This is a genomic window from Gordonia sp. IEGM753, from assembly GCF_050321825.1.
Lineage (GTDB): Bacteria > Pseudomonadota > Gammaproteobacteria > Pseudomonadales > Pseudomonadaceae > Aquipseudomonas.
The window spans coordinates 552,953-566,620 of sequence record NZ_JBNQGB010000001.1 but is presented as its reverse complement, the minus strand read 5'-3'; the positions used below and the strand labels follow the sequence as shown (position 1 = coordinate 566,620).

The following is a 13,668-nucleotide window of genomic DNA, read 5'->3' as shown; positions in this document are numbered from 1 at the left end:
CACCGCAATAAACCGGTCATGCAAAGTCGGCTTAGAAGTCGACAGTGGCCGACAGGAGATAGGTTCGCGGGGTCGATAGCGTCAAGCCTGGCTCGCTGTCATCTGAAGCACCGGCCGAACTCCAGTAACGTTTGTCGGCAACGTTCTCGACATTGGCACCCAGGGTGACGTTGGTTTCGTCGACCTTGAATGCGTAGCGTGCTCCCACGTCGAACCGCTCCCAGGCGTCGATTTCCTTATTGTTGGACTGGTCCAGATATTGCGAACTGGAGTAGATGCCCCGGGTAGTCAGCGTCAAGCCCCGCACGGTTGGCACGTCCCACTCGGCGCCCAGGTTAACGTTGTACTTGGGCGTCGCAGGTGCCCGATTGCCATCGAAGGTGCCGTTCGTGGTGTGGCTCAATTCGCTGTCGATGTACATCACACCGCCGAGCAGGCGGAAGCCTTTGAGCGGCTCGCCGAACACGCTCACTTCCACACCGTCGTTTTGACGCTTGCCGTTCGGGCCGAAGACTCGCGTCGTGGCGTTGGTTTCATAGGCTGGCTGCTTGATACGGAACACTGCAGCGGTCACCGCGAAGGCACCCGCGTCGTATTTGGCCCCCGCCTCGATCTGCCGGCTGATGAACGGCGCGAAGATCTCATCTTCGTTGACCGAGGTCGACGGCGCGATTTTGCCCTGGCTCAGGCCTTCCATGTAATTGGCGTACAGCGACAGCTTGTCGGTCGCTTTGAACAGGATGCCACCCGACGGCGAAACCTTTTCCTCATCGTAGGCCGTGTCGCCTTTAACGTTGTCCGTCCAGTCGTCAACCTTCACCCGCTGCCAGCGAGCGCCGAGGGTCAGCAGCAGTCGATCATCAAAAAAGCCCAAGGTGTCGGACAACGCCACGCCGCTGAAGCGATTCTCGGTGTAGACCTTTGAATCCTGTCGCGTTGGTCTCACGGGCGTCGGTGTTTGCACTCGGTCGTACAGGTTGCTGGGGGCCGAAGCATAACGGGCACCGCCATTTTCGAAATCCATGTAGAAGTAGCTGGCAGCCAGGTTGACTTCATGGCTTACCGGACCGGTATGGAACCAGTTGCGCACCCCGGCCGTGGCCGTACGAACATTTTCGTCGCGGGTGAAATCACGCGATTGAACGCTGAAATCGCCTGCGTCATTGGTGACCGGAACGGCGTGCCGCAAGAAATCGTGATTACTTTTGCGTGCACCGACACCGCCGTACAGCATCACCGAATCGCTGACATCGAATTCGCCATTCACGGTACCGAAAGTGTCTTTGGTTCGCGCCTTGCTCCAAGGCTGCGCGTAGTTGTGGCGGACATCATTTGGGTTCGGCACCTTCGCATTGGCGCCGATCTGCACGCGCTCCTGCGGGGCATCAGTATCCCGCTCGGTGTGCCCGACGTCCGTCGACAGGCGTAGGCGCTCACCCCGAAAGTCCAGGCCCAGCACCGCCATGTCGCGATCAACACTCTGGTGATCCCACTCAGTATCGCCAGATTGCTTCACCCCGTTGAACCGGATACCAAACTTGTCATCCTCGCCAAAGCGACGCCCCACATCCACAGCGCCTCCCAGTTGGTTATTGGAGGCGTAGCTTGCGGTAAACGAAGTGATGGGCGTGTCGGTGGCGCGTTTGGGCACCACGTTGATCCCGCCACCCACACTGCCGCGCGGCGAGATGCCATTGATGAGCTGGCTTGGACCCTTGAGGATATCCACGCGCTCGGCCATTTCCATGTCAATGGTGTAGGTCGGCAGAACGCCATAGAGACCGTTGTAAGCGACATCGCTGTTGAACAGGCTGAAACCGCGAATGGTGAACTGCTCATAACGTCCACCCGCCGGGTTGGTCGCGCGAACCGAAGGATCGTTGGCGATCAGGTCGCCCAACGTACGAGCCTGCTGGTTTTTCACCGTCTCGCTGGTGTACGAGGTAATGCTGAGCGGCGTTTCCATGAAGTCTTTCGAACCCAGCATGCCCAGTGATCCGCGACGCGCAACCTGGCCTCCGGCAAACACGTCAGCGTCTGCTGCGCCGCTAGCACCAAGAATTGAGGTAGGCGCCAATTGCAGGCTGCCACCCTCCGGTGCCGGGGTCAGCAGGTAGGCATGCTCGCCCACAGGTTGCAGTTGCAGACCGGAGCCCTGCAGCAGCCGGGCAAAGCCCTCATCCACGGCAAATTCGCCAGAAAGCCCGGCGCTGGCCAGGCCGCTCACCAGTGCAGGGTCCACCGAAAGGTTGACCCCGGCCAGACCGGCGAACCGGGTCAATGCATCGCTCAGGCTGCCGGCAGGCACTTGATAACTGCGTCGAGCGCTGTCTTGCGCCCAACTGGTGGTGATAAACAAGGGGCTGGCATTCAGGCTTAGTAACAAACTGAGATGCACCAGCGGACGCAAACGGGACGAAACCGGACGGGCGTCGAAAGGGGTTACTGCAGGCATTGAATAGGCTCTCTTGATTCGCTCACATGCCTTGAATGACAAGCGACCCGAAAAAAGGGGACAGCCTTTACACACTATTTTTACGCGGCAGCAGCGTTACCCAGTAACGCGTACGTGAGTGCACGTCCAGCGGCAGGCTGGCGGCGAGCAATGCGAGTACACGATCGGTATCGTCCAGACGGAAACTGCCGGTTACGCGTAATGCCTCAAGTTCTGGCTCCCAACGCAACACCCCTGGCCGATAACTGCCAAGCTCACGCAAGAAATCACCCAATGGCTGGTTCCTCGCGATCAACATGCCCTCGCGCCAACCCGGCGCCAGGGCATCAAATGGGCTTATCGCACCGGCACCGGCCGTTTGCAGCTCAACCTGCTGACCGCCGCGCAATGCCATTGACGGACCTTGCAGCGGTTGCAATTGCACCAGGCCATCGAATACGCAAACCCGGCAGCCGCGCGTGTCTTGCCGAACACAGACCTCACTTTGACTGAGCGTAATACGCCCGAACCGGGTCAGGATCGTCAGCGGTGACGGACCTGGCACCTTCAGTGACATCTCCCCTTCTATCAGCTTCAGTCGGCGACTCTGCATATCAACGTCGACCGCGCTGGCCGTGTTCAACTGCAAAGAACTGCCATCGGCAAGCTGAACTTTTTTGCGCTCACCGGTGGCGGTGTGCAGGTCGGCGCGCCAGACATCCAACGGTAATTGACGACTGATCAGCCAGGCTGCCGGCACCAAGGCTATTGCGCCTAATGCCCGTTTAAGTACTACACGCCGACCCGGCTCTGGTCGATCCAGGCTGCTCATGGCTAACGTCGCAGGCAATTCGGCAAAACGCTGACGCAACGCTTGCGCCTTCTGCCAGGCGTGTTCGTGGCTGCAATTTGTCTCTCGCCAACGCTGCAGGTTTGCTCGATCCTGCTCATTGGCAGCGCCGGACTCCAGTAACGCCAGCCATTGCGCTGCTGCACGCATTACCTGACGTACATCAGGCGCCGCGCCACTCACATGTCCACCATCAAGCAATGCTCGTAGGCCTGCGCCATGTAGCGTTTGATGGTGCGTTCGGACACTTGCAAGCGTTCGGCGATTTGCTGATACGTGAGGCCTTCCAGCTGACTCCAGAGAAACGCTCGCCGCACAAGCCTCGGCAAACCATCCAGCAACTCATCAAGCGCTTGCAAGGTTTCCAATAGCAGCCAGCGCTGTTCAGGGGACGGGGCACATTCTTCAGGCATTGCTGCCAGCGCGGCCAGGTAAGCCTGTTCGAGGCTGCGACGCGTATAGAAATTGCTCAGCAGGCGCTTACCCACCGTCAGCAGGTAAGCACGGGGTTCTTGCAGATCGGCTATTCGCTGCGAGCTCGCGAGCAAGCGCATGAAGGTGTCCTGGCTCAGGTCAGCCGCATCGCAGCCATTGCCCAGGCGTCGACTTAACCAGCCTTCGAGCCAGCCACGGTGATCGCGGTACAGGTCGTGAAGGGTTTGCTCCTTCGGCATCGCTGCATCACTCATCTCAAGAAGGCCTGTGCCAAGGAGTTATCGTAAATGAGAGTGATTCTAATTAATACCGCAACCATGAAGAAAGCCCTTTGTGCGCTACGAACGCAAAAAGGTGTGCAGGAAGGAAGGGATAAGTCAGAAATGCCAAATTGCGAACACAAAAAACCCCGGTCTTTCGACCAGGGTCTTTGCTATCGACTCGAACAAGCCAGTGGCTTTATTCGTAGCTTCAAGGCGTTCAGTAGGCCTTGTAGCAGATATGGCGCAGCGGACGGGACTCGAACCCGCGACCCCCGGCGTGACAGGCCGGTATTCTAACCGACTGAACTACCGCTGCGTATCGCTTTGAGCTGACGCTCAAGTAACTCGTCTGACTGGAAAGCTTCGAGGCTTTTCAATCTCGAACCAGACAAAAGCCTGACTCGGTAAATATGGCGCAGCGGACGGGACTCGAACCCGCGACCCCCGGCGTGACAGGCCGGTATTCTAACCGACTGAACTACCGCTGCGCGTCGGTGGAGGCTTTTCAGCTTCCTTCCTGCTTTCGCAAGATACTCAAGAAGTGGTGGGTGATGACGGGATCGAACCGCCGACATTCTGCTTGTAAGGCAGACGCTCTCCCAGCTGAGCTAATCACCCTTTGCTTCTCTGAGGCCGCGAAATTTACGCACCTACCGAAGCTAAGTCAATAGCAGGATTGAAGTTTTTCTGAAAAAGACAGAATCGTGTCATTCAGGCTATTGGCAGCAGACAGACCGCCCTCGCGAACACGCCCCACCCCGCGGGAAAATGCATTTCAATGTGGGAGCGGCGGTGCAACGATTCGACTTGCTCGCGAAGGCGGTTGTACATTCAACGTCATTGTTGAACACCGCTCACCCTAGTCGCTGTAAATCATCTTCTTGGTCATGCCGCCATCGACCACAAACTCCTGGCCCGTGACGAAACCGGCATTCTTCGACAACAGCCAGGCGACCATCGCCGCCACATCTTCGACGGTGCCCACCCTGCCCGCCGGATGCTGGGCATGGTCGGCATCGGTCAAGGGCTCGGCACGTCGCACTGCGGGATCTCGAGCGTCTATCCAGCCAGGACTGACTGCGTTGACACGGATCTCCGGCCCCAGGCTGATCGCCAATGCGTGCGTCAGGGCCAACAAGCCACCCTTGCTCGCCGCATAAGCTTCCGTATTGGGTTCCGACTGCGCGGCGCGGGTCGAGGTCAGGTTGACGATCGCCCCGCTGTGAGCACGCAGGTATGGCGCGCAGTGCTTGGCCAACAGCATCGGCCCACTGAGGTTAACCGCCAGCACCCGGTTCCAGTACGCCAGGTTGAGGCTTTCGAGCGTGATGTTGTGCGGATCGGCAATCGCCGCGTTGCACACCAGCGCGTCCAGGCGCCCGAACTGGCCCAGCACTTCAGCAACTCCCAGCGCCACTTGCCCTTCGTTCGAAACGTCCATGGCGATGAACCAGGCATTTTCGCCCAGCACCTTCGTCACTTTCGAACCGCGCACCCGATCCAGATCGGTCAGCACGACCTGCCAACCCTCGCTGATCAGCCAAGCGGCAATGCCCAGGCCAATGCCACGCGCGGCACCCGTGACCAGCGCAACGCGGCCATTGGTGCCAGTGCCCGGCGTCGACAACTCGATCACAACGCAGCCAGGCCGCGCGCCAGATCGGCTTGCAGGTCTGCTACATCTTCCAGGCCGACCGCAACGCGGATCAGGCTGTCACGAATGCCTGCCGCTTCACGCTCTTGCGGCGCCAGACGACCGTGGGACGTGGTGCTCGGGTGCGTGATAGTGGTTTTGCTGTCACCCAGGTTCGCAGTGATCGAAATCAGTCGGGTGGCATCGATAAAGCGCCAGGCCCCTTCTTTGCCACCCTTGACCTCAAAACTCACGACGGCGCCGAAACCCTTCTGCTGACGCTGCGCCAAGGCGTGTTGCGGATGGCTCTTGAGGCCGGCGTAATGGACTTTCTCGATACCGTCCTGCTGTTCCAGCCACTCGGCCAATTGCTGGGCGTTGGCACAATGCGCCTTCATCCGCAGGCTCAGGGTTTCAAGCCCTTTGAGGAAGATCCAGGCGTTGAACGGGCTGAGGGTTGGCCCGGCAGTGCGCAGGAAGCCCACCACCTCTTTCATTTGCTCGCTGCGACCCGCCACAACGCCACCCATGCAACGGCCCTGGCCGTCGATGAACTTGGTGGCCGAGTGCATCACGATGTCGGCACCCAACTTCAACGGCTGTTGCAAGGCAGGCGTGCAGAAGCAGTTGTCGACCACCAGCATCGCGCCTTTGGCGTGGGCGATTTCCGCCAACGCGGTGATGTCGACCAACTCGGCCAGCGGATTGGAAGGCGACTCGACGAACAACAACTTGGTGTTGGACTTGATCGCAGCATCCCAGCCAGCCAACTCCGCCAACGGCACGTAATCGACTTCAATGCCAAAGCGCTTGAAGTATTTCTCGAACAGGCTGATGGTCGAGCCGAACACACTGCGCGATACCAGCACATGGTCGCCAGCACTGCACAGACTCATGACTATCGCCAGGATTGCCGCCATGCCCGTCGCCGTGGCAACGGCTTGCTCGGCGCCTTCCAGAGCGGCAATGCGCTCCTCGAACGAGCGTACGGTCGGGTTGGTGTAACGCGAGTAGACATTACCCGGCACTTCCCCGGCAAAACGTGCCGCCGCATCGGCTGCGGTACGGAACACATAGCTTGAGGTAAAGAACATCGGTTCACCGTGTTCGCCTTCCGGCGTACGGTGCTGACCAGCGCGTACGGCCAGGGTATCGAACGCTACGCCTTCCAGGTCGCTGTCCAACCGACCGGCATCCCAATCCTGACTCATGCTGTCACTCCTTGCCTTGATCTTTTATAGATACAAAACCGGCCCCTCAGGGCCGGTGATTTCAATCGTTGTACAAGCCGATGATTTCATTGACCGGCTGACTCTTGACCTTCGAGGCATCGTTGCGCGCCTGTTCGATCTTGCTCAGATAGGCATCGTCAACATCGCCGGTGACGTACTTGCCGTCAAATACCGCGCAATCAAAGGTCTCGATTTTGATCTTGCCGCCACCGACCGCTTCGATCAAGTCCGGCAGGTCCTGATAGATCAACCAATCGGCGCCAATCAGATCGGCAACGTCCTGGGTGGAGCGGTTGTGAGCGATCAACTCATGAGCGCTTGGCATATCGATACCGTAGACGTTCGGGTAACGAACGGCCGGGGCAGCAGAGCAGAAGTAGACGTTTTTGGCGCCGGCTTCGCGAGCCATCTGGATGATTTGCTTGCAGGTGGTGCCACGCACGATCGAATCGTCGACCAGCATCACGTTCTTGCCGCGGAACTCCAGCTCAATGGCGTTGAGCTTCTGGCGTACCGACTTTTTGCGTGCGGCCTGCCCCGGCATGATGAACGTGCGACCGATATAGCGGTTCTTCACGAAACCTTCGCGGAACTTGACGCCCAAGTGGTTCGCCAGTTCCAGCGCTGCAGTGCGGCTGGTGTCCGGAATCGGGATGACCACGTCGATGTCGTGCTCGGGACGTTCGCGCAAGATCTTCTCGGCGAGCTTCTCACCCATGCGCAGACGCGCCTTGTAGACCGATACGCCGTCGATGATCGAATCCGGACGCGCCAGGTAGACGTGTTCGAAGATGCACGGGGTGAGTTTCGGGTTGGTGGCGCACTGACGGGTGAACAGCTTGCCGTCTTCAGTGATGTAAACCGCTTCACCCGGCGCCAGATCGCGAATCAGGGTGAAACCGAGTACGTCGAGCGAAACACTTTCGGAGGCGATCATGTACTCGACGCCTTCGTCGGTATGGCGCTGACCGAAGACGATCGGGCGGATACCATTTGGATCACGGAAGCCGACAATGCCGTAACCGGTCAGCATCGCCACGACCGCGTAGCCGCCGACACAGCGGTTGTGCACGTCGGTCACTGCAGCAAAAACGTCTTCTTCGGTAGGCTGCAACTTGCCGCGCTGGGCCAGCTCGTGCGCGAACACGTTGAGCAGTACTTCGGAGTCCGAGTTGGTGTTTACGTGGCGCAGGTCAGATTCGTAAATCTCCTTCGCCAGCTGTTCAACGTTGGTCAGGTTACCGTTGTGCGCCAGCGTAATGCCATACGGCGAGTTGACGTAAAACGGTTGAGCTTCGGCCGAAGTCGAGCTGCCTGCGGTTGGATAACGGACATGGCCGATACCCATCGCACCGACCAGGCGCTGCATGTGGCGCTGATGAAACACGTCACGCACCAGACCATTGTCCTTGCGCAAGAATAACCGGCCGCCATGGCTGGTCACGATACCGGCAGCGTCCTGGCCGCGGTGCTGGAGGACGGTTAGCGCGTCATACAGCGCCTGATTAACGTTCGACTTTCCGACGATACCGACGATGCCACACATGCGACACAACCCCTACTTAATGGATCTGAACTGAACACAACTCACTGAGGCGTTTTGGCCGTCGGCAAGAGGTGCTCCTTGAACGGCAACTCAGCGGGTACGCTGATACCGCTGGCAAGCCACTGACTGCTCCACCCGAGAATCAGGTTTTTGGACCAATCGGCGACCAATAGAAATTTTGGCACGAGCTGTGATTCTTTCCACCACCCGTCCTGCTGTACCGGCCCCAGGCTCAACAGCCCGACCGCCACAACCACCAGCAATACGCCACGCGCAGCGCCGAAGGCCATGCCGAGGAATCGATCGGTCCCGGACAACCCGGTGACGCGAACCAACTCGCCGATAAGATAATTGATCATTGCGCCCACGATTAACGTGGCGACAAACATGATGGCACAGCCCGCGATCACGCGAGCCGATGGCGTTTCGATGTATCCGGTGAGGTATTCGGACAATGAACCACCGAACATCCAGGCGACGACTCCTGCGATGATCCAGGTCACCAGCGATAATGCTTCTTTGACGAAGCCGCGGCTCAAACTGATCAAAGCGGAGATGGCGACGATCGCAACGATCGCCCAGTCAACCCAGGTAAATGGCACAGTGCAGCCTACAGACGGATAAGGCGGCGCATTTTAGCAGAGCCCATGCTTATCGGTAAGCTGCGATTGTCAGTGCATTTCAAATCGCAGTGATAGTTTTATCCACGCTCAGGCTGGAAGCGCACAACAAAGCCTTTCAGGTTCTGCTGACGGCCCAACAGGTCACGTAAACGATCTGCCTCTGCACGCTCGATCAACGGCCCGACGAAGACCCGATTCTTGCCATCGGCGGTACGAATGTAAGCATTGTAACCCTGGCTGCGCAGGGTTTTCTGCAGGCTTTGCGCACTCTCACGGCTCGACAGGCTGGCCAGTTGCACCGACCAGCTGATCGACAAGCCATTGGCATCGACCCGACTTTGAGTGGTGTCAGGCTTGCCGGGGGCTGGCGCGATCGGCTGGGCAGGCGGCGTGACCGGTTTTGCAGGTGCAACCGGTTTGGCCGCAGGCGCAGGAGCCACTGGCGCAATTGGCATCGACGGTTCTTCTTGCTGGGCGATGTCATCGTCGCTCGGCACCGGCTCCTGAGGCAGCGATTGCGGCTCGGGCACAACCACCGGCTGCACCTGCACTGGCGGCACCGAAGGCGCTTGCGGTGCGGCCGGCGCGTCAACGGTCACCTGGCGCTGCTCGTCCTGACGGGAAAACAGCATCGGCAAGAAAATGACTGCCAGCGCCACCAGAACCAGGGCACCTACCATGCGCTGTTTGTATGTCTTATCCAGCAATGCCATTTGCCGCTTCCTCCGTGGAGCGCCGAGCTAACCATTCAAGGGCCTCGGCGACACAATAAAATGATCCGAACAACAGAATCTCGTCGTCGCTCGTTGCCAGTGCGCACTGCCCTTCCAGGGCGGCCGCCACGCTGCCATAGGACGTTACCGAAGCGCCAAGGTTCTGCAATGCAGCCTGCAAATCGGTCACCGGGCGCGCTCGCGGTGAATCCAGCGGCGCCACAGCCCATTGCTGGACACTAGCATTCAATTCGCCGACAACACCATCCAGATCCTTGTCTGCGAGCAAGCCGAACACCGCCAAGCGCTTGCCTGCAAGCGGGCGACTGGCCAAACGCCGGGCCAGATACTCAGCGGCATGCGGGTTATGCCCCACATCCAGCAACAAATTCAAACGCTTGCCCTGCCAGTTCACCTGACGTCGATCGAGACGACCGGTTACTCGGGTGGCTTTCAGGGCATAAATAATCTGCGCATCAACCCAAGGTAATCCGAGCAGCAGGTACGCCTGCAATGCGAGCGCGGCGTTTTCCATCGGCAGATCGAGCAACGGCAAATCGCGCAACTCCACGGCACGCCCTTGGGCATCCAGACCACGCCATTGCCAATGTTGATCGGTCACACCCAAATCAAAATCGCGCCCACGCAGGAAAAACGGGCAAGCCAGCTCACGCGCTTTATCCAGCAAAGGTTGGGGAGGATTTAAATCGCCACAGAGCGCAGGCGCGCCCTGACGGAAGATACCGGCCTTCTCGTAGGCCACGGATTCACGGGTATCGCCCAGATAGTCAACGTGATCAACGCCAATGCTGGTCACCAGCGCCATGTCGGCATCTACCACATTGACCGTGTCCAGGCGTCCGCCCAAACCGACCTCCAGCACAACGGCGTCGAGGCCGGACCGCTGAAACAGCCAGAACGCCGCCAACGTGCCCATTTCGAAATAGGTCAGAGACGTCTCGCCGCGCCCGGCCTGGACCGCAGCAAAGGCTTCGCACAGCTCGGCATCAGTGGCTTCGACACCATTCACCTGCACCCGCTCGTTGTAGCGCAGCAGGTGCGGAGAACTGTAGACACCAACGTTCAAGCCCTGCGCGCGCAGCAACGAAGCCACGAATGCGCAGGTAGAGCCTTTGCCGTTGGTGCCGGTGACCGTGATCACCCGAGGCGCCGGTTTGCCCAATCCCATGCGGGACGCTACCTGTTGCGAGCGCTCAAGGCCCATGTCGATGGCCGAGGGGTGCAATTGCTCAAGGTAGACGAGCCATTCGCCAAGGGTTCGTTGGGTCATATGTTGGCAGGCACCGGTGGTACTACGATCGGCTCGATTGGCGCGGCGACGAACTTCGGCGTCGGCAAGCCCATCATTTGCGCCAGCAAATTACCCAGACGCGGACGCAGCTCCTGACGATGAATGATCAGATCGATGGCGCCATGCTCCAGCAGGAATTCGCTGCGCTGGAAACCTTCCGGCAGTTTTTCGCGAACGGTTTGTTCGATAACGCGCGGACCGGCAAAGCCGATCAGGGCTTTCGGCTCACCAACGATAACGTCGCCGAGCATCGCCAGACTGGCGGAAACACCACCGTATACCGGGTCGGTCAACACGGAGATGAACGGGATGCCTTCTTCACGCAGACGCGCCAGTACTGCAGAGGTCTTGGCCATTTGCATCAGCGAGATCAGTGCTTCCTGCATCCGCGCACCACCCGAGGCGGCGAAGCAGATCATCGGGCATTTGTTTTCCAGCGCGTAGTTGGCGGCGCGTACGAAGCGCTCACCCACGATGGCGCCCATCGAACCACCCATGAACGAGAATTCGAAGGCCGACACCACCACGGGCATGCCCAGCAGCGAACCGCTCATGGACACCAGTGCATCTTTCTCACCGGTGGCCTTTTGCGCCGCGGTCAGGCGATCCTTGTACTTTTTGCCGTCACGAAATTTCAGACGGTCAACCGGCTCCAGGTCTGCGCCCAGTTCCGCACGACCTTCAGCGTCGAGGAAAATGTCGATACGGGCGCGGGCGCCAATACGCATGTGGTGGTTGCACTTGGGGCAAACGTCCAGGGTCTTTTCCAGCTCCGGACGATACAACACAGCCTCGCACGACGGGCATTTGTGCCACAGACCTTCAGGCACCGAGCTCTTCTTGACCTCGGAACGCATGATCGAAGGGATCAGTTTGTCTACTAACCAGTTGCTCATGCTTTCTTTCTCCAGTACCGGCGGCCCGAACGCTCTGGTTCGCAGCCCCGCGTATGCCCTTGAGCTAAATTCATATGTGCGGCGATGATTGACGGGATGCCGGATCAGCTAAACGTGACCTGCGTACACCCCAAAAACCCTCAGCCATGCCTGTGGACGGCGGCAGTGTGCCAGCCGTCACATCAACCGCGTACCGCTTTGACGAATGCCTGAATCTTTGCGTGATCCTTGATTCCTTTGCTCGCCTCTACCCCACCGCTGACATCAACGGCATAAGGCTTGACCCGGGCGATTGCCTCGGCGACGTTATCCGGCGTAAGGCCGCCAGCCAGGATGATCGGTTTGCTCAAGCCTTGCGGTATCAGAGACCAGTCGAACGCCTCGCCGGTTCCGCCAGGCACACCTTCAACATACGCATCCAGCAGGATACCGCTGGCACTCGCAAATGCACTGCACGCCGCCGCGATGTCGTCACCGGCCTTGACCCGCAGCGCTTTGATGTAAGGACGATGCCAGCCTTCGCACTCTTGCGCAGTCTCGTCGCCATGGAACTGCAACAGGTCCAGCGGCACGGCGTCGAGCAACTCACCCAACTCGCAGCGGCTGGCATTGACGAACAAACCCACCGTTGTGACAAACGGCGGCAGAGCCTTGATGATGTCGCGCGCCTGCTGAACCGTTACGGCTCGTGGGCTCTTGGCGTAAAAGACAAACCCGATGGCATCAGCCCCGGCTTCGACCGCCGCCAACGCATCCTCTATGCGGGTAATCCCGCAAATCTTGCTGCGAACGGCTGACATGTCGATAAAACTCCAAGGCAAATCCGTGAAAGTCCCGGATGGTAACAAATGCGTTCGAGGGCGTCAGCCGTCAAGTTCCGAGAACCCGGTCAGGAAGTGCGGCCCGATGTAACGCTCAGGTAATTCGAACTCATCGCGGTACTCCACCTGCACCAGATACAGGCCAAATGGATGCGCGGTGACCCCGCCAGACCGGCGAATGCGACTCTCAAGCACTTCTTTCATCCACTCGACCGGACGCTCACCCGTGCCGATGGTCATCAGCACGCCGGCGATGTTGCGCACCATGTGATGCAGGAACGCGCTGGCACGAATGTCCAGCACGATCATCTTGCCGTGACGCGTCACCCGCAGGTGATGCAGTTCCTTGATCGGCGACTTGGCTTGGCACTGCCCTGCACGAAAAGCGCTGAAATCATGTGTGCCCAGCAGATACTGCGCAGCTTCGGCCATGCGCTCCACATCGAGCGGGCGGTGGTTCCAGGTTATTTCTTCGTTCAAATGTGCCGGGCGGATCTGATCGTTGTAGATCACATAGCGATAACGCCGGGCGATAGCCTTGAAGCGCGCATGGAAATGCGCCGGCATGACCTTCGCCCAACTCACGCTGACATCGTGCGGCAAGTTGATGTTGGCGCCCATGACCCAGGCTTTCATCGAACGCTCGACCTGCGTATCAAAGTGCACCACTTGGCCGCAGGCATGCACGCCGGCATCAGTGCGCCCGGCGCACAACAGCGACACCGGCGAATCAGCGACTTTGGACAAGGCCTTTTCGAGGGTTTCCTGCACCGTGAGCACGCCGGAGGCTTGACGCTGCCAGCCGCGATAACGCGAGCCTTTGTATTCAACGCCCAACGCGATCCGGAAAAAGCCGTCGGCCGCCAGTTCGGCGGCCGGGTTATCTATATTTGCCAAGGAGTAACAGCCT

12 protein-coding genes and 3 tRNA genes are annotated in these 13,668 nt (G+C 59.2%); all 15 read right to left on the bottom strand.

The window, feature by feature from the left end:
* Positions 1–31 precede the first annotated feature (31 nt).
* The gene (locus ACQR3R_RS02560) at positions 32–2,455 is read right to left on the bottom strand and encodes a TonB-dependent siderophore receptor (RefSeq protein ID WP_428270381.1); all 2,424 of its coding nucleotides are present in this window, start codon (positions 2,453–2,455) and stop codon (positions 32–34) included.
* Between the two features lie 67 nt (positions 2,456–2,522).
* Positions 2,523–3,467 carry a FecR domain-containing protein gene (locus ACQR3R_RS02555; protein WP_428270379.1) on the bottom strand — a complete coding sequence of 315 codons (945 nt, stop codon included), beginning with the start codon at positions 3,465–3,467 and terminating at the stop codon, positions 2,523–2,525.
* Positions 3,464–3,973, bottom strand: coding sequence for a sigma-70 family RNA polymerase sigma factor (locus tag ACQR3R_RS02550; RefSeq protein ID WP_428270378.1), 510 nt, complete (start codon positions 3,971–3,973; stop codon positions 3,464–3,466). The genes ACQR3R_RS02555 and ACQR3R_RS02550 overlap by 4 nt, the downstream gene beginning before the upstream one ends.
* A 248-nt stretch (positions 3,974–4,221) precedes the next feature.
* Positions 4,222–4,298: transfer RNA gene (locus ACQR3R_RS02545), tRNA-Asp, on the bottom strand.
* 95 nt (positions 4,299–4,393) lie between these two features.
* Positions 4,394–4,470, bottom strand: a tRNA-Asp gene (locus ACQR3R_RS02540).
* Positions 4,471–4,524: 54 nt separating this feature from the next.
* Positions 4,525–4,600: transfer RNA gene (locus ACQR3R_RS02535), tRNA-Val, on the bottom strand.
* A 241-nt stretch (positions 4,601–4,841) separates the two neighbouring features.
* Entirely contained in the window at positions 4,842–5,618 is a 777-nt protein-coding gene (locus tag ACQR3R_RS02530; RefSeq protein ID WP_428270377.1) for an SDR family oxidoreductase, read from the bottom strand.
* Positions 5,615–6,826 carry an O-succinylhomoserine sulfhydrylase gene (locus ACQR3R_RS02525; RefSeq protein WP_428270376.1) on the bottom strand — a complete coding sequence of 404 codons (1,212 nt, stop codon included), beginning with the start codon at positions 6,824–6,826 and terminating at the stop codon, positions 5,615–5,617. Before ACQR3R_RS02525 ends, ACQR3R_RS02530 begins: the two co-directional genes overlap by 4 nt.
* Before the next feature lie 61 nt (positions 6,827–6,887).
* The gene (gene purF, locus ACQR3R_RS02520) at positions 6,888–8,393 is read right to left on the bottom strand and encodes an amidophosphoribosyltransferase (RefSeq protein WP_428270374.1); all 1,506 of its coding nucleotides are present in this window, start codon (positions 8,391–8,393) and stop codon (positions 6,888–6,890) included.
* Positions 8,394–8,434: 41 nt separating this feature from the next.
* Positions 8,435–8,995: a CvpA family protein gene (locus ACQR3R_RS02515; protein ID WP_428270372.1), complete on the bottom strand. Its 561-nt coding sequence runs from the start codon at positions 8,993–8,995 to the stop codon at positions 8,435–8,437.
* Positions 8,996–9,093: 98 nt separating this feature from the next.
* Entirely contained in the window at positions 9,094–9,729 is a 636-nt protein-coding gene (locus ACQR3R_RS02510; protein ID WP_428270371.1) for an SPOR domain-containing protein, read from the bottom strand.
* Complete coding sequence (gene folC, locus ACQR3R_RS02505; protein ID WP_428270369.1) at positions 9,713–11,020, bottom strand: bifunctional tetrahydrofolate synthase/dihydrofolate synthase; 1,308 nt, start codon at positions 11,018–11,020, stop codon at positions 9,713–9,715. Before folC ends, ACQR3R_RS02510 begins: the two co-directional genes overlap by 17 nt.
* Positions 11,017–11,937: an acetyl-CoA carboxylase, carboxyltransferase subunit beta gene (accD, locus tag ACQR3R_RS02500; protein WP_428270367.1), complete on the bottom strand. Its 921-nt coding sequence runs from the start codon at positions 11,935–11,937 to the stop codon at positions 11,017–11,019. Before accD ends, folC begins: the two co-directional genes overlap by 4 nt.
* A 182-nt stretch (positions 11,938–12,119) precedes the next feature.
* The gene (locus ACQR3R_RS02495; protein ID WP_428270366.1) at positions 12,120–12,737 is read right to left on the bottom strand and encodes a phosphoribosylanthranilate isomerase; all 618 of its coding nucleotides are present in this window, start codon (positions 12,735–12,737) and stop codon (positions 12,120–12,122) included.
* A 63-nt stretch (positions 12,738–12,800) separates the two neighbouring features.
* Positions 12,801–13,655 carry a tRNA pseudouridine(38-40) synthase TruA gene (truA, locus tag ACQR3R_RS02490; protein ID WP_428270365.1) on the bottom strand — a complete coding sequence of 285 codons (855 nt, stop codon included), beginning with the start codon at positions 13,653–13,655 and terminating at the stop codon, positions 12,801–12,803.
* Positions 13,656–13,668: the final 13 nt, after the last annotated feature.